This window comes from Kitasatospora sp. NPDC050463, assembly GCF_040655255.1.
Lineage (GTDB): Bacteria > Actinomycetota > Actinomycetes > Streptomycetales > Streptomycetaceae > Kitasatospora.
Genome location: NZ_JBFAJO010000001.1, coordinates 323,298 through 343,596 on the forward strand (window position 1 = coordinate 323,298; position 20,299 = coordinate 343,596).

Genomic DNA, 20,299 nt, shown 5'->3' on the forward strand with positions numbered 1-20,299 from the left:
CGCCGAAAAGACCCCTTGACAACCCGCGAGTAGTTTTCACCTCACCACCCCAGGTCACCGGCGCCGGACCGCCCGGGCCCGGGCCCGGGCCGGACAGGTCCTAACCCGCCCGGCGGTGCGAGCGCTCGCCCCGGGCCCCGCGCACCGCGCCGCCCCGGGCCCGCTTCTCGTCGTACATCCGCTCGTCGGCGGTGTGCAGCACCTCCTCGATGCTCATCCCGCAGCCCGCCCAGCCGACGCCGAGGCTGACGCCGACCCGCATCCCCCGGCCGTCGATCCGCATCGGCGGGATGATCGCGTTGCGCAGCCGGTGGGCGAGGTCCTTGGCCTCTTCGCGGCCGATGCCGTCGGCCAGCACCACGAACTCGTCGCCGCCGAGACGGGCCACCGTGTCGCCGTCCCGGACGGCCTGGCTCAGCCGGCGGGCGACCTCGACCAGCACGGCGTCGCCCGCGTTGTGGCCGAACCGGTCATTGATCGACTTGAAGCCGTCGAGGTCGCAGAAGAGCACCGCGAGCCCCTTGTCCGCCGTGGCCGCGCCGCCCGAGCGGAACGGGCCCGACCAGACGTCGCCGCCCGGGCCGTGGTCGGCGGGGACCACCGCGTGCACGTGCTCGCCGTAGCCGGAGCCCGGCAGCGGGTAGCCCTCGGACACCACGTAGCCGTGCGTCGCGCCGGCCCGCGGGTCGGCCCCGTCCAGGCCCTCGTAGGCGGTGTGCGTGCTGTAGGAGTCGACGGCGTAGCCGCCGTACGGCTGCGCGTACGAGCCCTCGCCGTACCCGGCCGGATGCCCGGCGACGGCGCCGACCGTCTGTGGTTCGTTGCAGAGCCGCCGCCCCAGCCGGGCCTTCAGCTCGGCGCCGTTCGGCAGGCCGGTGAGCGCGTCGTGGCTGGCCCGGTGCGCGAGCTGGAGCTCGTGCCGCTTGCGGTCCTCGATGTCCTCGACGTGGGTGAGCAGGAAGCTCGGCCCCTCGGCCGCGTCCGCGACGATCGAGTTGCGCAGACAGACCCACTGGTAACCGCCGTCCCGCCGGGACAGCCGCAGTTCCGCCCGGCCGCTCTCGGCGCTGGTGCGCTCCAGCAGGGCGCGGTCGTCGGGGTGGACGAGGTCGGCGAAGCTCTGCTGGCGCAGCACCGCGCGGGGGCGGCCGAGGAGCCGACAGAGCGCGTCGTTGACCCTGGTCAGCTGGCCGCGCCCGGCGCCGTGCAGCTCGGTGATGGCCATCCCGCTGGGGGCGTACTCGAAGGCCTGGCGGAAGCTCTCCTCGCTGGCCCGCAGCGCCTGCTGCTCCTTCTCCAGGCGGGCCAGCGCGCGCTGCATCTCGGCCCGCAGCCGGGCGTTGCCGATCGCGATGGAGGCCTGGAGCGAGAACATCTCCAGCGCTTCGCGGGTCCAGGCGCCGGGCCGCTTGCCGCTGCGCGGGCGGTCCACCGAGAGCACGCCGAGCAGGTCGCCGCCGGCGCTGTACATCGGGGCGAGCAGGCCGTCCGCGGGGTGCCAGTCGTTGGCGTAGACGGGCATCGGGCCGTCGCCGATCCAGCGCGGAATGTCGCTGGCCACGGCCCAGCCGCGGTCGTAGGGCAGGAAGCGCAGGGTGCCCCAGTGGTCGCTGACGCCGAGCAGCCGGTCCCAGGACTCGCGCGAGCCGACCTGGCCGAGCAGCACGGAGGGGCCGCCCATGGCGCTCTCCTCCAGCTCCCAGACGGCCGCCACCACGAGGTCGCCGTCCGGGCGGACCAGGCTGACCGCCGCGGCGTCGAAGCCGAGCCCGTGCACCGCGCCCTCGACCACAGCCTGCAGCGTGCCCGCCAGGCTGCGGGCAGCGTTGAGGTCCGCCACGACCCGGTGCAAGGTGCGGAGGGTCGCGAGACGGACGTAAGGCTCCGACTCGGCTTCCATGCGGGGGCTCCCCGGCTGCTTCGGATAGTTCTTGAATGGTTATCGTCCGATTGCCAGAAGAACTGAATCACAGGGAGCACAGCGTTCGGCACGCTCGGTCAGCAATAGGCCACCACTTGTGACTTAAATCACACGACACTTATGCGCCCTTAATCAGCTCATCCGCCCCATAACGGGACATAGGGCTTTATGGGAACATTTCTAATGGTCGGCCGCATTGACCGCGCACTGAAGCCTCCTGCCGCCCGGCAGGCCCCCCGCTTCACCCCTGGGGGTGAGCCTCGGCGCAGACCGTGACCTCTGCGCCGCTGGTCCTACGACCACGGCCCGATGCCGTTCCGCCCGGCCGCCGACTAGCGTGCGGTACGTGTACTCGGCTCCGCAGCCCGAAGCTGCCTCCCAAGCGACGCCCGACGAGTTCCGGGCGGCACTCTCCCAGCTCGCCTCCGGCGTGAGCCTGGTGACCGTCCACGACCCCGAGGACGGTGAGGACGTCGGCATGACCGCCACCTCGTTCCTCTCGGTCTCCCTGGAACCGCTGCTGGTGCTGATCTCCGTCCGGGAGGACTCCCGGATGGACGAGGTGCTCTCCCGCACCGACACCTGGGCGGTCTCACTGCTCGCCGAGGAGCAGAAGGCGCTCGGCTCGCGGTTCGCCATGAAGGGCCGGCTCAGCGACCGCCTGCTGTTCGCCGACACACCGCACCACCGGGGCCGCCGCAGCGGGGCGCCGCTGATCGACGGCGCGCTCGCCACCGTCGAGTGCCGCACCGAGCAGCGGATAGCCGCCGGCGACCACACCCTGCTGCTCGGCCGCGTCCTGGAGGCCGCGGTGCCGAACGCCGGCGGCCGCCCGCTGCTCTACTTCCGCGGCGGCTACCGCCGGCTGACCTGACCGCTGCCGCCGGCTACTCGCCCTTCGGCGAACGCCGGCCCTGCTTCAGCTCGGCCCGGTGCCGCTTGTTGGTCAGTCGCCGCTCGACCATGCCCCGGCTGGGCTTCGTCGCCCGGCGGGCCTTCGGCGGCGGCGCCGTGGCCTCGCCCAGCAGGGACGCCAGCCGGGCCGCGGCGACCTCGCGGTTGCGCCACTGCGAGCGGTGCTCCGACGCGCGCACCACGAGCACCCGCCCGTCCACCAGCCGCCCGGCCAGCCGCTCCAGGGCGCGCTGCTTCCACACCTCGGGCAGCGCCTCGGAGGCCGCCAGGTCGTAGCGCAGCTCCACCTGGGTGTCGGAAGTGTTGACGTGCTGGCCACCGGGGCCGGAGGAACGGGAGAAACGCCAGAGGAGCTCGGCGTCGGGGACGACCACCGATCCCCGGACGCGGATGGGCTCGGGCATGCGCCCATCATCCCGCGCCCGGGCCCGCCGGTCACGCGGTTATCCGGTCACCCGGCCACGGTTGTCCGCGGCCGCCGGCCACCCGGTTATCCGAAGCCGCCCGCAGCCCCGACAATGGCGTACGTGATCGAGCTCGGCTACTCCCTCTCCAACCGCTTCCCCGACCCCCCGCAGACCGACTACCGCAGCGCCTCCGTGCACGCCCTGCGGTACGACCTCTTCTGCGGCGACGTCTACCTGGACGCCGACGGCACGGAACTCTCCACCGCCTGGGGCTGGGTGCCGGTGCTGGACTTCGCCTGGGCGCTGTGCGACGTCGTCGAGGAGCTGGACCGCGACCCGGACGGCAGCCGCGCGGCCCGGGTGCAGAGCTCCGACCTCGACTTCACCCAGAACACCGAGCTGCTGCGGTTCGCCCGCAGGTTCAACTGGGTCGAGGTGACCGCCACCTGGCTGCCGGACGAGCCGCCCGCGGTGGTCCGTCACAGTGAGCTGCGCCGCGAGGCCCGGGATTTCCTCCAGGACACGCTGGCCGATCTCTTCGACATGCACCCCGACCTGGCCGACAATCCGAACATCTGGTCACTTCAGGGCCGCTTCCGCAGAATCTGAGCGAGAATCCGGGCGAACTTCGACCTGGCCGAGCACCCATCCGTCATTCGCCGGGACAAGCGCGACAAGGTGAGCCACGAAGCGTGGAACCAAGTCCACGGTCTCCCGCGTTATCCCGGGCAAAAGCAACGAAGGGACAGCAAACACCATGCCAGTGAGCCTCTCCAAGGGTGGCAACGTCTCGCTGACCAAGGAGGCCCCCGGCCTGTCCGCGGTCACCGTCGGCCTCGGCTGGGACGTCCGGACCACGACCGGTGCCGAGTTCGACCTCGACGCCAGCGCGATCGTGCTGAACGCCGACGGCAAGGTGCTGTCCAACGGCCACTTCGTCTTCTTCAACAACACCAGCACCCCGGACAGCACCGTCGTCCACACCGGTGACAACCGGACCGGCGAGGGCGCCGGCGACGACGAGGCGATCAACGTCAACCTCGCCGGCCTGCCGGCCGAGGCCGTCAAGATCACCTTCCCGGTCTCGATCTACGACGCGGTCGCCCGCTCGCAGAACTTCGGCCAGGTCCGCAACGCCTACATCCGCGTGATCAACGCGGCCGGCGGTGCCGAGATCGCCCGCTACGACCTCTCCGAGGACGCCGCCACCGAGACCGCCATGATCTTCGGCGAGCTCTACCGCAACGGCGCCGAGTGGAAGTTCCGCGCCGTCGGCCAGGGCTACGCCTCCGGCCTCGCGGGCATCGCGCAGGACTTCGGCGTCCAGCTCTGACGCTCCCGAAGCGCCCGGCCCCCACCCAGGAGGCCGGGCGCTTCGCCGTTCCCGCGCCTCCCCGCCCCGCCGGCCCCGGACGGCCGCCAACACCTCGGCGCGCGTCCCCGGCCGGGCCGGGGGCGCGCGCCGGGGGCGGCAGCGGGAGCTTCAGCGCGAGGCGCGCAGCTCCGGGAGCTGGAGCAGCTCGGTCTCGTCGTCCGGGGTCAGGTCCACCACGGCCGGCCCGGCCCCGGGGCGCTCGCCCCCGGCCTGCTCGGCCTCGTCCCGCTCGACCTCGGGCTCCAGGTCGACCTGCTCGACCGGCGGCTGCGGCCGGCCCTGGACGACGGCCACCGGCCCGGCCTTCGCCGCGGCCACCGCCTCGTCGCCCACCACGTCCGCCAGGTCGGTCCGCTCGCCCAGCTCCGCGACACTGCCCACGGCCTGCGCCGGAGCCGCCGGCCGACCGGTCGCACCGGAGCGGCCGAAGAAGCTGAAGCCCTGCCCACGGGCCTGCTGCGGCCGCGGCCGCTGCCGCTCGGCCGCCACCACGGGCGTGCCCGGCGTACCGCCCGACTGCCCGCCCAGCTGCCCGACCGTCGCCGTCAGCGCCGGCCGCGGCGCGGGCGCCGGAGCGACCACCGCGGGCCTGGACGCCGCCGGCGTGGGCACCGCGGGAGCCACCGGAGCCGGCACCGGACGGGCGGGTGCCGCCACCGCGGGGACGTGAGCCGGCGCGGTACGGGCCCGCACCGCGACCTCCGCACCCGCCGCACGCTCGCGCTGCGCGTCCCGGGCCGCCGCCTGCCGCCCCAGGTGCCGCAGCACGGCCGCGGCCCGGAGGAACGCGGCCGGACTGGCCGGGTACTTGGGGCGGGCGGCCGCGAGCGCCCGCTGGGTCGCCTCGGCCTCCTTGAGCGCCTGCTCGGCGACCGCCACGGCACGCTCGCGCAGCAGCCGGGCGATCTCCGTCTCGGCCTTGGCCAGCCGCGACTTCTCGGCCGTCAGCCGCCGCCCGAAGCGGGTGGCCCGCTCCTCGGCGACCTCCGCCGCGTACTCGGCCTCGGCGAGCTGCTCCTCGAAGCGCTCCTCGGCCCGCAGCCGCTGCGCGACGGACACCTCGGCGGCGGCCCGGGCGGCCCGGTCGCGCTGGCGCAGCAGCACGGCGATGCCGAGCGCGGCCAGCACGGCGGCGACGCCCACCGAACGGACCAGGACGGTGTCCTGACTGAAGAGCAGCGCGGCCACCGCGGCGACGATGAGCACGCCGGCGGCGGTGGGGGGAAGGACCCGGCCGAGGACGGAGGAATGACGGTGGCGTCCGCGAGACATGCCAAGAAACTAGCGTGCGAATTGGGGGCGTGTCAGCCCAGGGTCCGCTTTGGCCCTTGACACTGCGCAAGCTCTACCGCACGTGTCCGGATCCTCACCCAAGATCACCGGAGGATTCCGCTCAGCGGTGCGAGATCGCCGGCCCGCTCGGGTCGTCGTGGTCCTCCGGCAGCTTGCACACGTGCTGCAGCCAGAGCGCCGCCGCGATCACCGCGGCGCCGGCCAGCACCGAGAGGCCGGCCGTGACGGCCTGGTCCTGGCGCGCCGGCACGTCCAGCTCACCGAGCAGGTAGATCCCCGCGCCCGCGTAGATGCCGGTGACCACCGCCGAGACCAGTGCGCTCGCCTGCGCCAGCACCACCGCGCGGGCGGCGCCCAGCGGGTCGACCCCCTTCGCCCCGGGCTGCCGCTCGCGGGCCGCCTTCAGCCGGGACCGCAGCGAGATCGCCGTGGCGAGCAGGATCACCGCCACCGCGGCCAGCACTACCGGCGCCGCGCCCGGCACCGCGGGCAGGGTGTCCAGGGAGGCCCACAGCTTGGCACCGGCCCAGGACAGTGCCGTCGTTGCGGCGGTGATGCCGACCAGCAGACGGAGGCGAAGCAGCTTCACTCGGACGTGGTCCTTCCCGGATTGCGGAGTCGGTCGGCCGCCCCCGGGCCTGGCCCTGCCCGCCCGGCCCGGCGGCTGGGAGGCACCCCGGCCCGGCGACGGGCGGGGAGGACGGTACGACGGCGCCAGGCCACCGTACCGGGCCCGAACCGGCGGGCACCGGCGCGGACGGCGGACACCTACTGGTACGGCCGGGGCCCGGTCCGAGTTCCCCGGCCGCCGAGCCGCCGAGGCCTACTCCGGCAGGGTCAGCCCGATGTCCTCACGCAGCCGGACGCCCTGGGCGTCGGCGCCGCCGAGCGCCTGGAGCAGCGCGGCGACCCGGCCGTGGCCGGGCACCTCGGCATCCGGCTGGGCGTCCAGCCAGGGGGCGAGCACGAAGGCCCGCTCGTGCGAGCGCGGGTGCGGCAGCAGCAGCTGCGGGTCGTCACTGGTGACGCCCTCGTAGGCGAGGATGTCGACGTCCAGCGTCCGCGGGCCCCAGCGGACGGTGCGGACCCGGCCGAAGGCGTCCTCGATCGCGTTGCCGCGCTCCAGCAGGTCGTGCGGGGGCAGGGTGGTGCGCAGCACCACCACCGCGTTGTAGTAGTTGGGCTGCTCGTCGGGCCCGCCGAGGGCCTCCGTCTCGTACACGCCGGAGACGGCCTTGATCCTGAGCCCGGGGGTGTCGGCGAGGGCGTCCACGGCACCCTGGAGGGTGTCCAGGCGGTTGCCCAGGTTGGAGCCGAGGGCGATCACGGCGCAGCGCTGGCCGTGCAGCGTCGCGTCGGCGGAGTCCACCCGGCTCTCCAGGTCGAACGTGGTCGGCGAGGCGGTCGGGTCGCTGGTGCTCATCGGACTTCCCCTACAACTGGAACGGGCTCTGCGGCTGGCACGGGGTGCGCGGTGCGGGTCATGCGCGGCCCCGGTGGATGGTCACGGTCACGTCGTCGAAGGGCACGGTGATCGGGGCGTCCGGCTTGTGCACGGTGACCTCGACCTCCTCGACCGCCTCGTGCTTCAGGCACTGGTCGGCGATGCGCTGGGCCAGCGTCTCGATCAGGTCGACCGGCTCGCCGGCGATGATCGCGGTGACCTCCTCGGCCACGACGCCGTAGTGCGCAGTGCGGGTGAGGTCGTCGCCGGACGCGGCGGGGCGGGTGTCCAGGTGGAGCACGAGGTCCACCACGAAGGTCTGGCCCTCGACGCGCTCGCGCTCGAAGACGCCGTGGTGGCCCCGGGCACGCAGGCCCCGCAGGGTGACGCGGTCCAGCAAACGAATCACTGCTCCCAGTCGGACGGGCCCTGCCCCGGAAGAGCGGCGGGAGGGCAGTACGGAGACGGGCACCACGCCCGCCACTGCGTTGTGAATCTACCCGCGAGCGCGGACAACGCCTGACCGTCCTACCCGGCACGAACCGACGCCACGCGCACCGGAATGGCGATTGACATGAACGTTCGGTGACCGCCCGGGAATTCCCGGGACGCCGCCGGGAGACGACTTCCCGATGACCCGCGGATCAGTCCTCGTCCTCGTCGTCCCCGCTGGTCAGAACGGGTGAACCGTGATGGGACCAGAGCTTCCAGCCCGCGGGGGTGCGGCGGAAGAGATTGGTCGAGACGACCTTTCCGCCGACCAGCGGGCCGAGTTCGCCCTCCTCCTCCGCCTCACCGCCGGAAAGGATGTTCTCGGTGCACGTGACAAGGGCCACATCGCCCTGCACCTCGGCCTCGACGTCGGTCAGGATGAACTGGATGTATTCCGTGTTCGCCATGATCAGCATGTACGAGCGGGTCACCTGGGCCCGCCCGCGCAGTACCGGCCAGCCGGGGTGCACGCACACCACGCCGCCCTTGTCGTCGGCCTCGTCGGCCCCCAGCCAGGCCTCCTCGACGGCCTCCGGATCGCCGTTCTCCAGCGCCTCGTACAGCATCCGGTTGGCCTCCAGTACGGCCTCCCGATCCGCTTCACGGGCCCGCTGACCCGCGGTCTCGCCGCTCACCCTGCCGTCACCTGCCACAGACCCTCCCGTTTCACCTGCCCACCCGGCCCGCCGACGGGCCGGACGGATCCTGCCGGGCCGCGCGCTGCCAGGCCGCGACCACCCGGACGGCGTCCGCCGTGCCGGACACGTCGTGCACCCGCACCGCCCAGGCACCGGCCCTGGCCGACAGCACCGACACCGCGGCGGTCGCGTCGTCGCGCTCCCTGGCCGGGCGCAGTTCCCCGGTTTCCGGGTCGGCGAGCAGCGTACCCAGGAACCGCTTGCGCGATGCGGCCACGAGGACGGGACGGCCGAGCGCGGTGAGTGCGGAGAGCCCGCCGAGCAGGGCCCAGTTGTGCTCGGCGGTCTTGGCGAAGCCCAGGCCCGGGTCCAGGATCAGCTGTTCCTCCTTGACGCCGGCGGCCAGCAGCGCGTCCACCCGGGCGGTGAGCTCGCCGACCACGTCGGTGACCACGTCGCCGTAGACCGCCTGGCTGTCCATGTCCGCGGACTGCCCCCGCCAGTGCATCACCACGAAGGGCACGCCGGTCGCGGCCACCACCCGGGCCATCGCCGGGTCGGCCAGACCGCCGGAGACGTCGTTGATCATCCGGGCACCGGCCGCGACGGCCTGCTCGGCGACGCGGGCGCGCATGGTGTCGACCGAGACGACCACCCCGGACTCGGCCAGCTCGCGCACCACCGGCAGCACCCGGCCCAGCTCCTCCTCCTCGGGCACCCGCTGCGAGCCGGGGCGGGTGGACTCGCCGCCGACGTCCACCAGGTCCGCGCCGCGGGCCCGGAGCGCGAGGCCGTGGGCGATGGCCCGGGCGGGGTCGTGCCACATCCCGCCGTCCGAGAAGGAGTCGGGGGTCACGTTGACCACGCCCATCACGGCGCAGCGGTCGAGCCGCGGCAGTCCGGCCGGCAGCGAGAAGGACAGCGAAGTGCTCATAACCCCATTATCAGTTCAAGCCCCCGCTCCCTCGGATACGGCCGGACCCCCGCCGGGGGGTGTCCGACGGGGGTCCGGCGACAGGGGCCGGTGACGGGCCCGGGCGCTCTCAGGCGGCCTCGGTGACCTCCGGGTGGGCCGGGGCCGGCAGACCCTGGCGCTGCGGCTTGCGGCCGAAGCGCGGCATGCCCAGGGTGATGAAGGCCTCGGCCTGCATCGCGGCGAAGCCGATCCGGGGCAGGTCCCGGGTGTTCGGGAAGACCAGGAAGCGCGGCTCCCACTCGGGCTGGAACTTGGCGTTGAACTTGTACAGCGACTCGATCTGGAACCAGCGCGACAGGAAGACCAGCAGCCCGCGCCAGGCCCGCAGCACCGGGCCGGCACCGATCCGCTCGCCGCGCGCCAGCGCCGAGCGGAACATCGCGAAGTTGAGCGAGACCCGGCGCACGCCCATCGCCGGCACGGCCTGCAGCGCGGCCACGATCAGCAGCTCGTTCAGACCGGGGTCGGCGGCCCGGTCGCGGCGCATCAGCTCCAGCGAGATGCCGTCCGGCCCCCAGGGCACGAAGTGCAGCACGGCCTTCAGGTCGTCGCCGCTCTCGCCCTCCTCCGGCGCCTTGTGGGCGGTGACCACCACGCAGGCGTCGTCGCCCGGCTCGCCGAAGCGGCCGAGGGCCATCGAGAAGCCGCGCTCGGTGTCGGTGCCGCGCCAGCGGGCGGCGGCGTCGGCGATCCGGTGCCGCTCCTCCGCCGTGAGCTCCGCGACCCGGCGCACCTGGCAGGAGTAGCCGTTGCGCTCGATCCGCTTCACCATCTGCCGGACGTTGCGCATCGCCCGTCCGGAGAGCGAGAACGTGCTCGTGTCGACGATCGCCTCGTCGCCCAGCTCCAGCGCGTCCAGCCCCGCCTCCCGGGTCCAGACCTCGCCGCCGACCTCGCTGCAGCCCATCACGGCCGGCACCCAGGCGTGCTCGCGGGCCTCGGTCATGAACACCTTGATCGCGCCGGGCCAGGCCTCGACGTCACCGACCGGGTCCCCGGAGGCGAGCATGACGCCGGAGACCACCCGGTAGGAGATCGCCGCCTTGCCGGAGGGCGAGAACAGCACGCTCTTGTCCCGCCGCAGCGCGAAGTAGCCGAGCGAGTCGCGCTCGCCGTGCCGGTCGAGCAGCGCGCGGACCTTCTCCTCGTCCTCGGCGGTCAGCTCGGGCTTGGGCTTCTCCGGGCGCAGCGCCAGGTAGGCGGTGGTGAAGGCGGTGATCAGACCCAGCCCGCCGAGCAGGTAGGCGACCAGGTCGGAGACCCGGTCCGAGCTGTAGTCGACCGGTCCTTCGAAGCCGAACAACCCGTATCCGACATGCTCCAGGCGGTGGAACAGGCTCGGGTGGCCGATCTCGTAGCCGGTCCGGGTGGAGACCACCAGCAGGCCGAGCGCCACGCTGATGGCACCCATCACGGCCAGGTTGACCACCGCCCGCCAGCGCGTGCGGGGATCGGCCTTGGCGTAGAACTCGCGCCGGTGCACCAGCATCACCGCGAACAGCACCAGCGAGACGACCGCCGGGCCGATCTGGTGCCAGCGCAGGATGTGCAGCGCCGCGCCGACCGGCAGCAGCACGCAGACGGCCCGCCAGGCGCGCCGCTTGCGGCGGCGCAGCGCGTGGGCGAGCAGCACCAGCAGCAGGCCGACCATCAGCGTGCCGGCCGCGGCCAGGGTGGTGGTGCCCCCGGGCAGCTGCCCGGCGAAGGTGTGCACCTTGGTGTGCCGGAGCTTGGGGAACACCGCGCTGGCGATGTCCACCAGTCCGATCAGCAGACAGGCGTAACCGACCGCGCCGGGCAACCAGGCCCGGGGGACGGTGGCCGCTTGGGTACGAAGCGTCTGCAGGCCGCGGCGGCGGGGCGGCGGCTCGGGGCTCGGCTCAACGGACACGGGAACGCTCATGGGAGCTCAGCGTAGAGGCTGCGGAGCGCAGTCCTGTCACTCCGGGGGAGGAGTTGTGAGGGACCTTCATGCCTTTTCCTTCATCAGGCAATGCGCCCGCCAAACATCCGGAAACGGGGGGTAAACCGGGGTCGGGTGGGCGCTGCGATTGAGCCGAGGGGTGGGCGCCGGGGCCCCGCGCCGTGTGGCGCGACGGACCCCCGCATACCCGGTACGTACGGTGGACGCCGCATTCCAGGGCGCCGGTTGCGCCGGACCACTCCCGGACTCCGGCCTGCCCCGACGTCCGGACAGCCTAGCCGCGATGGCCGCGACTGACGCACCGCCAGACGATGAAGCCTGCCCCGAGAGAGTTTCCCACCGGAAGGCCGACGGCATGGAACTGACCAGCGACGCGCTGGCGAACTCACTGCTCGCGCTCGGCGCGGCGGCCCTGCTCGCCACCCTCTGGCTCTGGCCCCGGCTGGCCCGCCAGCGCCCGCTCCCGGTGCTCGGCCGGATCGCGCTGCTGATGGTCACTCAGGTCTCGGTGCTCGCGGTGCTGGCGCTGTCGGTCAACAACTCGTTCGGCTTCTACACCTCATGGGACGACCTCCTCAGCCCCGGTGGCACCAAGCTGGCGCTGACCAGCAGCGAGAACCACCACGGCAACACCCCGGCCTCCGACGCGCTGGTCCAGCCGACCGACGAGGGCGGCCTGGAGACCGTCACCGATCTGCCCACGGGCCCGCCGGAGGAGGTCGGCAAGATCGAGTCGGTCCGGGTCGCGGGCAAGGAGACCGGTCTGTCCGACCAGATGTTCGTGTACCTGCCGCCCGAGTACTTCGACCCGAAGCTCGCCATGGTGCGCTTCCCCGTCCTGCTGACCGTCGCCGGCTTCCCGGGCACCACCATGCACCTGGTCAAGGACCTGCCCGTCCCGCAGACCGCCTGGGAGCTGCGCAAGGCCGGCAAGATGGCCCCCGCGATCATCGTGATGACCCGCCCGACCGTCGCCCCGCCGCGCAACACCGAGTGCGTCGACGTCCCCGGCGGGCCGCGTGCCGAGTCCTGGTTCGCCAAGGACGTGCCCGAGGCGCTGCGCTCGGCGTACCGGGTCAGCCGCTCGCCGTCGTCCTGGGGCGTGCTCGGCTTCTCCACCGGCGGCAGCTGCGCGATGCGGCTCGCGATGCGCCACCCGGACGTCTACGGCAACGGCGTGGGCATGCACGGCGACTTCAAGGTCGCCGAGGACCAGTTCACCGGCGGCAACCTCTTCGGCGGCGACAAGGCACTGGCCGACCAGAGCGACCTCGGCTGGCGGCTGCAGAACCTCCCGGCACCGAACCTCTCGCTGCTGGTGATCAGCACCCGCAAGGAGAGCGACTACCCGGAGACGGTGAAGTTCGTCGACCTGGCCCAGCAGGTCGCGGCCGCCAACCCGCAGTTCAAGGTCGAGTCGCTCTACCTGGACGACGGCGGCCACAACTTCGACAGCTGGATCCGCGAGCTGCCGGCCGCCCTGGAGTGGATGAGCGCCCGCCTCACCTGGACCTGACCACCGCCGACCGCCGCCGGGCGGGTGATTACCGGCCGGTCCGGTCCGCTCGGGCGCCGTCCCGGGGAACGTATCGCGACCGCCCGGCCGAACGGCCGGCGCAGGCCCGGATCCGTGCAGGAGGCCCCATGCTCAGCACCAGATCACTCTTCACCGAGATCTACCGCAACGACGAGGCCTACCAACTGTTCTGCAGCATCGCGGCCGGCGGCGAGGACCAGGGCGGCTGGGAGAACGAGCGGATCACCGCCCTCACCCGCGACCCGGTCCTCGCCCCCAAGATCGCCCGGCACGGCGCCGACGAGCGCAAGCACGGCCGGATCTTCACCCAGCTGCTGAACAAGCGCGGCCTGTCCAGGGTGGACGTCCCCGCCGAGGCCGACTACTGCATGCTGCTGGAGCGCCAAGGCGTCGGCCTCTCGCACGAGCGATTGAACAGCGAGGTGCCGCTGGCCGAACGCGAGATCATCACGTACCTGGTGCACAGCCGGGTCACCGAGCAGCGCGCGGCCGAGCAGATGCGCCAGCTGGTCAAGGCGTACGGCGACAACCCGGACCTCGGCCGGGCGATGCGGATGATCTCCGCCGACGAGGACAACCACCTCGCGTACTGCCACGAGGAGCTGCTCCGACTGGTCGCCGAGGGCCACGGCCCGTACATCCGGCACACCCTGGAGACCAGCGCGCGCGGCGAGATCCGCACCCACCGGGACGTCGGGCTCGCCGTCACCGCCCGGATGGCGCGGATCCTGCGGTGGCCGCGCTGGCAGCTCGCGGTGGTCACGGCCGGCGTCCACGCGCTCTACCTGTACGACCGCGCGTTCGGCTGGCGGCGGATGGTGAAGCTGCGGATGCCCCGGCACCGCAACGCCCTGGGCACCCCGGCCCCGCCGCACATGGAGCACGAGGTGGTCTGAGCCCCGGCCCGGCGGAGCCGCCGGGCCGTCAGCGGCTGATGATCAGGCTCATCGCCTCGGCCCGGGTGGCCGGGTCGCGCAGCTGGCCGCGCACGCAGGAGGTGATGGTCTTGGCCCCGGGCTTGCGGATGCCGCGCATCGACATGCACATGTGCTCGCACTCGATCACGACGATCGCGCCGCGCGGTTCGAGGATCCGCATCAGCGCGTCCGCGACCTGGCTGGTGAGCCGCTCCTGCACCTGCGGGCGGCGGGCGTAGACGTCGACCAGCCGGGCCAGCTTGGACAGGCCGGTGATCTTGCCGTTGACCGACGGGATGTAGCCGACGTGCGCGACACCGCGGAACGGCACCAGGTGGTGCTCGCAGACCGAGGTCAGCTCGATGTCCTTGACCAGCACCATCTCGTCGTGGCCCAGGTCGAAGGTGGTGGTGAGGACGTCCTCCGGCTCCTGCCAGAGGCCGGCGAATATCTCCTTGTACGCCCTGGCGACCCGGGCCGGGGTCTCCAGCAGACCCTCGCGATCCGGGTCCTCCCCCACGGCGAGCAGCAGCTCGCGGATGGCGTTCTCGGCCCGCTTCTGGTCGAAGGTCCCGACGGTGGACGGACCGTCGAGCGTCACCGGGTCGATCATGCGGGCCTCGCTAACTAGTGGGACGACTTGGCTGAACAGCACGGATGCCGCGCCTCCAGGGTACAAACCCCGGTGGCACGGCATCCATTCCGTCCGTTTCGCGGGCGGATCAGCCCTCGGCGGGCGGCTCCGCCGGCAGCGGCGGGAGCTTCACCACGTCGACCGGAGAGACCTCGGCGGCGGTGGCGGCGGCGCCGTTGGTCAGCGCCAGCTCCTTCGGGGACTGCACCGGCGGCCGGGTGGACGGCGTCCGGCGGGACGAGCCCGTCCAGGCCGGCCGGGCCGGGCGCTTGACGATGGTCGAGAAGATCTCGGCGATCTGCTCCTTGTTGAGGGTCTCCTTCTCCAGGAGCTCCAGGACCAGGTTGTCGAGCACGTCGCGGTTCTCGACCAGGATCTCCCAGGCCTCGTTGTGCGCGTTCTCGATGAGCTTCTTGACCTCTTCGTCGACCAGCCCGGCGACCTCTTCCGAGTAGTCGCGCTGGTGGCCCATCTCACGACCGAGGAACGGCTCCGAGTTGTCCGAGCCGAACTTGATCGCGCCGAGGCGCTCGGTCATGCCGTACTGGGTCACCATGGCCCGCGCGGTGGCGGTGGCCTTCTCGATGTCGTTCGAGGCGCCGGTGGTCGGGTCGTGGAAGACCAGCTCCTCCGCCGCGCGCCCGCCCAGCATGTACGCCAGCTGGTCGAGCATCTCGTTGCGGGTGGTGGAGTACTTGTCCTCGTCCGGCAGCACCATGGTGTAGCCGAGGGCCCGACCGCGGGACAGGATCGTGATCTTGTGCACCGGGTCGCTGTTGGGGCACGCCGCCGCCACCAGGGCGTGGCCGCCCTCGTGGTACGCGGTGATCTTCTTCTCCTTCTCGGACATGATCCGGGTCCGCTTCTGCGGGCCGGCCACGACGCGGTCGATCGCCTCGTCCAGCGTGACGTTGTCGACCAGCTTCTTGTCCGAGCGGGCGGTCAGCAGAGCGGCCTCGTTGAGGACGTTCGCCAGGTCCGCACCGGTGAAGCCGGGGGTGCGCTTGGCGACGGCCGAGAGGTCGACGTCCGGCGCGACCGGCTTGCCCTTCTGGTGCACCTTGAGGATGTCCAGTCGGCCCTGGAGGTCGGGGCGCTCCACCGCGATCTGGCGGTCGAATCGGCCCGGGCGCAGCAGCGCCGGGTCGAGGATGTCGGGGCGGTTGGTGGCCGCGATCAGGATCACGCCGCCCTTGACGTCGAAGCCGTCCATCTCGACCAGCAGCTGGTTGAGGGTCTGCTCGCGCTCGTCGTGACCGCCGCCGAGACCCGCACCGCGGTGCCGGCCGACGGCGTCGATCTCGTCGACGAAGACGATCGCCGGGGCGTTCGCCTTGGCCTGCTCGAAGAGGTCGCGGACCCGGCTGGCGCCGACACCGACGAACATCTCGACGAAGTCCGAGCCGGAGATCGAGTAGAACGGCACCCCGGCCTCGCCCGCGACGGCACGCGCCAGCAGGGTCTTGCCGGTACCGGGCGGGCCGTAGAGCAGCACGCCCTTGGGGATCTTGGCGCCGACGGCCTGGAACTTGGCCGGCTCCTGCAGGAACTCCTTGATCTCGTGGAGCTCCTCCACCGCCTCGTCCGCACCGGCGACGTCCGAGAAGGTCGTCTTCGGGGTGTCCTTGGTGAGCAGCTTGGCCTTCGACTTGCCGAACTGCATGACGCGCGAGCCGCCGCCCTGCATCTGGTTCATCAGGAACAGGAAGACCAGAACGATGATCACGATGGGCAGCATCGACAGCAGCAGGCTGACGAAGGTGCTCTGCTTCTCCGGGCTGATGGTGTAGCCCTCGGAAAGGGTGCTCTGGTCGGTGTCGTTGATCTGGGCCTGGAGCTTGTCGGCGATCGCGACACCCTGGTCGCCGATGTACGAGGCCTGGAACTTGGAGCCGGACGGGGTCTTGCCCGTGCCGGCGTTGGACAGCGTTGCGCCGTCCTTCAGCTGGATCTTGATCGTGTTCGAGTCACCAGTGGTGATCTGCGCCGACTTGACCTGCTTGGCGTCGATCGCTGCGACGACCTGCCCGGTGTCCACCGTCTTGTAGCCGTTCGAGTCAGAAACGACCTGCATCAGCACGATGACGGCGAGGACGGCCAGCACGATCCACATGATCGGCGCACGGAAGTATCGCTTGACGTCCATCCATGCGGGGCGTTGCCGCCCCGTCCCTCCTGCCACTCGACGGCGCCGCGGGGCCTGGGCCGCCGGCGCATCCGGTCTCTGCTCATGTGAAGAGCGGTTTTATTGGACCGTACCGCAGTCCGACCCGCCGGTGGCGGGAGCACAGCGACACGACCTACTTCTATTTCCCCCGATGCAACGGGCGGGAACGGTCCACTGTTCCCGTCCGTAGCCCGAACGAGGCGCGAATCCTCCCTCAGCCGCCGTAGACGTGCGGGGCGAGGGTGCCGATGAAGGGGAGATTGCGCAGCTTCTCCGCATAGTCGAGCCCGTAGCCGACCACGAACTCGTTGGGGATGTCGAACCCGACGTACTTGACGTCGATCTCGACCTTGGCCGCGTCGGGCTTGCGCAGCAGCGTGCAGACCTCCAGCGAGGCCGGGCCGCGCGAGCCCAGGTTGCCCAGCAGCCAGGAGAGCGTCAGCCCCGAGTCGATGATGTCCTCGACGATCAGGACGTCGCGGCCGGCGATGTCGGTGTCGAGGTCCTTGAGGATCCGCACCACACCGGAGGACTTGGTGCCCATCCCGTACGAGGAGACGGCCATCCAGTCCATCGTCACCTGCGAGTGCAGGGTACGGGCGAGGTCCGCCATGACCATCACGGCCCCCTTGAGGACGCCGACGATCAGCAGGTCCTTGCCCGCGTAGTCCCGGTCGATGCGCTCGGCAAGCTCCAGGAGCTTGGCGTCGATCTCGTCCTTGCTGATGAGCACCTTCGCGAGGTCAGCGCCCATGTCGTTCTGGTCCACCGGGGATACGTCCTCAAACGTTCGGGGTCTGGATGGCCGGCGGCCCGGCGCCCCGGGAGCATGCCTGCCCGTCAGTCGCCCTGCCGCCGAAAGACCAGCGTGCCACACCTGCGGGTGGCTTCGACGCCCCCGGGTAGGTGCAGCGGCCCCTGACCGTGCCAACCGGTGACCAGCAGATCGATCGTTTCGAGGTGGCGCGCGAAGAGGTCGCCGGCCGGACAGCCCGCCCGCAGCGCGGCCCTGCGAAGCACCCGGCGGCGCACCGCGGACGGCAGTTCGGCCAGCTTCGCGGCGTCCAGGGTGCCCTCGCCGGTCCGCAGATCGCGCTCGGCGAGCGCGGCCCACTGGTCCAGGGCGTCGGCGTCGTCACGGAACAACCGGGCGGTCCGGGCCAGCGCCTCGACCACACCGCCGCCGAGATGCTTCTCCAACACCGGCAGCACCTCGTGGCGCACCCGGGAGCGGGTGTAGGCGGGGTCACAGTTGTGCGGGTCGTCCCAGACCGGGATCGCCTGGGCGGAGCAGGCCTGGCGGGTGGCGGCCCGGTCGAGCTCCAGCAGCGGGCGGCGGTAGCGGCCCTTCTGGGCTGGCATGCCGGCCAGCGAACGGGCGCCGGAGCCGCGGGCCAGGCCCAGCAGCACCGTCTCCGCCTGGTCGTCGCGGGTGTGGCCGAGCAGGACGGCGACGGCGCCGTGGCGCTCGGCGGCCGAGTCCAGGGCGGCGTAGCGGGCGTCCCGGGCGGCGGCCTCGGGGCCGCCGGCGCGGCCGACCCGGACCGGCACGGCCTCGACCGGGTCGAGCCCGAGCGAGCGGAGCCGCTCGGCGACCTGGGCGGCGCGGTCGGCGGAACCGCTCTGCAGACCGTGGTCGACGGTGACGGCGCCGACCCGCAGGCCCAGCTTGGGTGCCTCGAAGGCGGTCGCGATGGCCAGCGCCATCGAGTCGGCACCGCCGCTGACGGCGACCAGGACCAGCGGCGAGCCGGGCGCGGCCGGGGTGCGCGGCAGCCCGGACGGGTGGCGGTGGGCGTTGCCGATCAGGGTGGTCCCGACGGCGGCGCCGACCAGCGGCGCCCCGCTCGGGCGCTCGCGGGGCTCGCGCACGGGCGCGGTGAAGGTGGTGCCGGCCTCGGCGGCGAGGTCGGTGAGCGTGCGGCGTACGGCCAGGCGTATCGCTGCGACAGCGGGGTGTGGGCCCACGGCGGACGACTCCTTGACGGAGGGACAGGACGGCGGTGGGCGCGGCGGGGGCCGCGCATGTGTGAGCACCGTGTTACCGGGCGCTCACAGATGGTGGCAGAAAGGAGGCACCCGCTACGCCACCCGCGCCACCGGTACGACCACCGTCCCACGTACGGGTGAATGGAGAAACGTATCTTCACCCGCCATCTGCACGATTGGACCACTCGTACGAACGGCTTTGACCGCTGCCGACCACCCGGAGCCACCCCAAGGCGAGGGCAGCACCCAGGAGCACCCGAAGGCGAGCGGCCGACACCCCGCCCCGAGCCGAACCCGCCCCGAGCGCTCGTAGTGACCGCAGCCCCACACCGAACCCGCCCCGAGCCGAAGGGCCGCGCCGGTGCCGAAAGGGAGAAGCGCGGGAGCGACGAAGGAGCGACGGAGCGCCGACCGTCGGCGCCGGACCAATGCGGCCCGGAGGCGAGCCGGGCGACAACACAGCCTTTCCTCAGCGCACGACCCGGGCCACCCAGGCGGACGGGTCGTGGATCTCTTCCTTGGTCGGCAGGGTGTTCGGGGACGTCCAGACCCGGTTGAAGCCGTCCATCCCGACCTGCTCCACCACGCCCCGCACGAAGACCGCGCCGTCCTGGTACTGACGGAGCTTGGCGTCCATGCCGAGCAGCCGGCGCAGCACCAGGTCGAGCCGGTTGGCCCCGCGGTCCCGGCGCTGCTGGAACTTCTCCCGGATCTCCGCCACGCTCGGCACCACGGCCGGGCCCACGCCGTCCATCACGACGTCCGCGTGACCCTCCAGCAGCGACATCACGGCCGTCAGGCGGCCGAGGATCTCCCGCTGGGAGGGCGACTGGACGATCTCCAGCAGCCCCGTGGGGCCCGCCTCGCCCCGGCCGCCGAGACCCGGCAGGCCGCCGCCGAGCGAACCGGCCGCGTCCCGCAGCCGGTCCAGCAGCGCCCCCGGGTCGACGTCCGTCTCGGCCAGGAACGACTGCACCTCGGACTGGATGTGGTCGCGCAGCCACGGCACGGCGGTGAACTGGGTGCGGTGGGTCTCCTCGTGCAGGCAGACCCAGAGCCGGAAGTCGGCCGGGTGCACGTCCAGCTCCCGCTCGACGTGCACGATGTTCGGCGCCACCAGCAGCAGCCGTCCCGGGCCGGGGCCGTCGGGGCCCAGCCGGGGCTTGTCGAAGAGCGCGGCCGGACTGTCCGGCGCCTCCAGCGAGGGCTCGGCCGGGGCGAACGTCTCGTACTGACCGAGCACCTTGGTCGCCAGGAAGGCCAGCAGGGCGCCGACCTCGATGCCGGTGGCCTTCTCCCCCACCGCGCCGAAGACGCCGGCGGCCGCGCTGCCGGACCGGCGGGCCTGGAGCTTCTCCACCAGCGGCTGGACGACGGTACGGAAGCCCGCGACGTTGGCCCGCACCCAGCCGGGCCGGTCCACGATCAGCACCGGGGTCGCCGCGGCCGCGCCGAGGCTGCTGGAACGCATGCCGGTGAACGTCCGGACGTGCTCCTCCGCCTCCAGGGCGTGCCGGCGCAGCTCGGCGACCACGGCCGCCGCCTCCGCGCGGCTCACCTCCGGCCCCGGCCGTACCAGCCTGGTCGCTGTTGCGACCGCGAGATTCCAGTCGACCATGTCAGCACCGCCGCTCGCGCTCGTCATGCCCTCACCGTACGTGCTCCGGCCC

19 protein-coding genes are annotated in these 20,299 nt (G+C 72.5%); 5 read left to right on the forward strand and 14 right to left on the reverse strand.

Annotation, left to right across the window (positions count from 1 at the left end; translation table 11 throughout):
• Window positions 1-100: 100 nt before the first annotated feature.
• Entirely contained in the window at window positions 101-1,900 is a 1,800-nt protein-coding gene (locus AB0J08_RS01435; protein WP_360624956.1) for a diguanylate cyclase, read from the reverse strand.
• Between the two features lie 367 nt (window positions 1,901-2,267).
• Here AB0J08_RS01435 and AB0J08_RS01440 point away from each other — a divergent pair, with 367 nt between their 5' ends.
• Complete coding sequence (locus tag AB0J08_RS01440; protein WP_360624959.1) at window positions 2,268-2,795, forward strand: flavin reductase family protein; 528 nt, start codon at window positions 2,268-2,270, stop codon at window positions 2,793-2,795.
• A 13-nt stretch (window positions 2,796-2,808) separates the two neighbouring features.
• Here AB0J08_RS01440 and arfB read toward each other — a convergent pair whose 3' ends face one another.
• Window positions 2,809-3,240, reverse strand: a complete 432-nt coding sequence (arfB, locus tag AB0J08_RS01445; protein WP_360624962.1) for an alternative ribosome rescue aminoacyl-tRNA hydrolase ArfB — start codon at window positions 3,238-3,240, stop codon at window positions 2,809-2,811.
• Window positions 3,241-3,363: 123 nt separating this feature from the next.
• Here arfB and AB0J08_RS01450 point away from each other — a divergent pair, with 123 nt between their 5' ends.
• Both AB0J08_RS01450 and AB0J08_RS01455 read left to right on the forward strand, forming a co-directional pair.
• Window positions 3,364-3,852 carry a hypothetical protein gene (locus AB0J08_RS01450; protein ID WP_360624965.1) on the forward strand — a complete coding sequence of 163 codons (489 nt, stop codon included), beginning with the start codon at window positions 3,364-3,366 and terminating at the stop codon, window positions 3,850-3,852.
• Between the two features lie 148 nt (window positions 3,853-4,000).
• Window positions 4,001-4,576, forward strand: coding sequence for a TerD family protein (locus AB0J08_RS01455; RefSeq protein WP_360624968.1), 576 nt, complete (start codon window positions 4,001-4,003; stop codon window positions 4,574-4,576).
• A 150-nt stretch (window positions 4,577-4,726) separates the two neighbouring features.
• On the opposite strand, the gene AB0J08_RS01460 is transcribed toward AB0J08_RS01455, so the two are convergent.
• The 7 genes from AB0J08_RS01460 to AB0J08_RS01490 form a co-directional block, all read right to left on the reverse strand.
• Complete coding sequence (locus tag AB0J08_RS01460; RefSeq protein WP_360624971.1) at window positions 4,727-5,890, reverse strand: hypothetical protein; 1,164 nt, start codon at window positions 5,888-5,890, stop codon at window positions 4,727-4,729.
• Between the two features lie 121 nt (window positions 5,891-6,011).
• Window positions 6,012-6,500 carry a DUF3180 domain-containing protein gene (locus AB0J08_RS01465; RefSeq protein WP_360624974.1) on the reverse strand — a complete coding sequence of 163 codons (489 nt, stop codon included), beginning with the start codon at window positions 6,498-6,500 and terminating at the stop codon, window positions 6,012-6,014.
• A 234-nt stretch (window positions 6,501-6,734) separates the two neighbouring features.
• A complete protein-coding gene (gene folK, locus AB0J08_RS01470; RefSeq protein WP_360624977.1) occupies window positions 6,735-7,334 on the reverse strand; it encodes a 2-amino-4-hydroxy-6-hydroxymethyldihydropteridine diphosphokinase in 600 nt (199 codons plus the stop codon).
• A 58-nt stretch (window positions 7,335-7,392) separates the two neighbouring features.
• A complete protein-coding gene (gene folB / locus AB0J08_RS01475) occupies window positions 7,393-7,752 on the reverse strand; it encodes a dihydroneopterin aldolase (RefSeq protein ID WP_360625181.1) in 360 nt (119 codons plus the stop codon).
• A 247-nt stretch (window positions 7,753-7,999) separates the two neighbouring features.
• Window positions 8,000-8,482: a nuclear transport factor 2 family protein gene (locus AB0J08_RS01480; RefSeq protein ID WP_360624981.1), complete on the reverse strand. Its 483-nt coding sequence runs from the start codon at window positions 8,480-8,482 to the stop codon at window positions 8,000-8,002.
• Window positions 8,483-8,513: 31 nt separating this feature from the next.
• The gene (folP, locus tag AB0J08_RS01485; RefSeq protein WP_360624984.1) at window positions 8,514-9,419 is read right to left on the reverse strand and encodes a dihydropteroate synthase; all 906 of its coding nucleotides are present in this window, start codon (window positions 9,417-9,419) and stop codon (window positions 8,514-8,516) included.
• 109 nt (window positions 9,420-9,528) lie between these two features.
• Window positions 9,529-11,364: a phosphatidylglycerol lysyltransferase domain-containing protein gene (locus tag AB0J08_RS01490; protein ID WP_360624988.1), complete on the reverse strand. Its 1,836-nt coding sequence runs from the start codon at window positions 11,362-11,364 to the stop codon at window positions 9,529-9,531.
• A gap of 376 nt (window positions 11,365-11,740) precedes the next feature.
• On the opposite strand from AB0J08_RS01490, the gene AB0J08_RS01495 reads away from it, so the two are divergent.
• Both AB0J08_RS01495 and AB0J08_RS01500 read left to right on the forward strand, forming a co-directional pair.
• A complete protein-coding gene (locus AB0J08_RS01495; RefSeq protein ID WP_360624991.1) occupies window positions 11,741-12,901 on the forward strand; it encodes an alpha/beta hydrolase-fold protein in 1,161 nt (386 codons plus the stop codon).
• Between the two features lie 128 nt (window positions 12,902-13,029).
• On the forward strand, window positions 13,030-13,818 hold the full coding sequence (locus tag AB0J08_RS01500) for a ferritin-like domain-containing protein (protein ID WP_360624994.1): 789 nt from the start codon (window positions 13,030-13,032) through the stop codon (window positions 13,816-13,818).
• A 28-nt stretch (window positions 13,819-13,846) separates the two neighbouring features.
• Here AB0J08_RS01500 and folE read toward each other — a convergent pair whose 3' ends face one another.
• The 5 genes from folE to AB0J08_RS01525 form a co-directional block, all read right to left on the reverse strand.
• Window positions 13,847-14,452, reverse strand: coding sequence for a GTP cyclohydrolase I FolE (gene folE / locus AB0J08_RS01505; RefSeq protein WP_360625184.1), 606 nt, complete (start codon window positions 14,450-14,452; stop codon window positions 13,847-13,849).
• A 109-nt stretch (window positions 14,453-14,561) separates the two neighbouring features.
• Window positions 14,562-16,619: an ATP-dependent zinc metalloprotease FtsH gene (ftsH, locus tag AB0J08_RS01510; RefSeq protein WP_360624997.1), complete on the reverse strand. Its 2,058-nt coding sequence runs from the start codon at window positions 16,617-16,619 to the stop codon at window positions 14,562-14,564.
• A 235-nt stretch (window positions 16,620-16,854) separates the two neighbouring features.
• On the reverse strand, window positions 16,855-17,409 hold the full coding sequence (gene hpt, locus AB0J08_RS01515; protein ID WP_280685463.1) for a hypoxanthine phosphoribosyltransferase: 555 nt from the start codon (window positions 17,407-17,409) through the stop codon (window positions 16,855-16,857).
• A 71-nt stretch (window positions 17,410-17,480) separates the two neighbouring features.
• Window positions 17,481-18,608: a tRNA lysidine(34) synthetase TilS gene (gene tilS / locus AB0J08_RS01520; RefSeq protein ID WP_360625000.1), complete on the reverse strand. Its 1,128-nt coding sequence runs from the start codon at window positions 18,606-18,608 to the stop codon at window positions 17,481-17,483.
• A gap of 490 nt (window positions 18,609-19,098) precedes the next feature.
• Complete coding sequence (locus AB0J08_RS01525; protein ID WP_360625003.1) at window positions 19,099-20,274, reverse strand: zinc-dependent metalloprotease; 1,176 nt, start codon at window positions 20,272-20,274, stop codon at window positions 19,099-19,101.
• Window positions 20,275-20,299 lie beyond the last annotated feature (25 nt).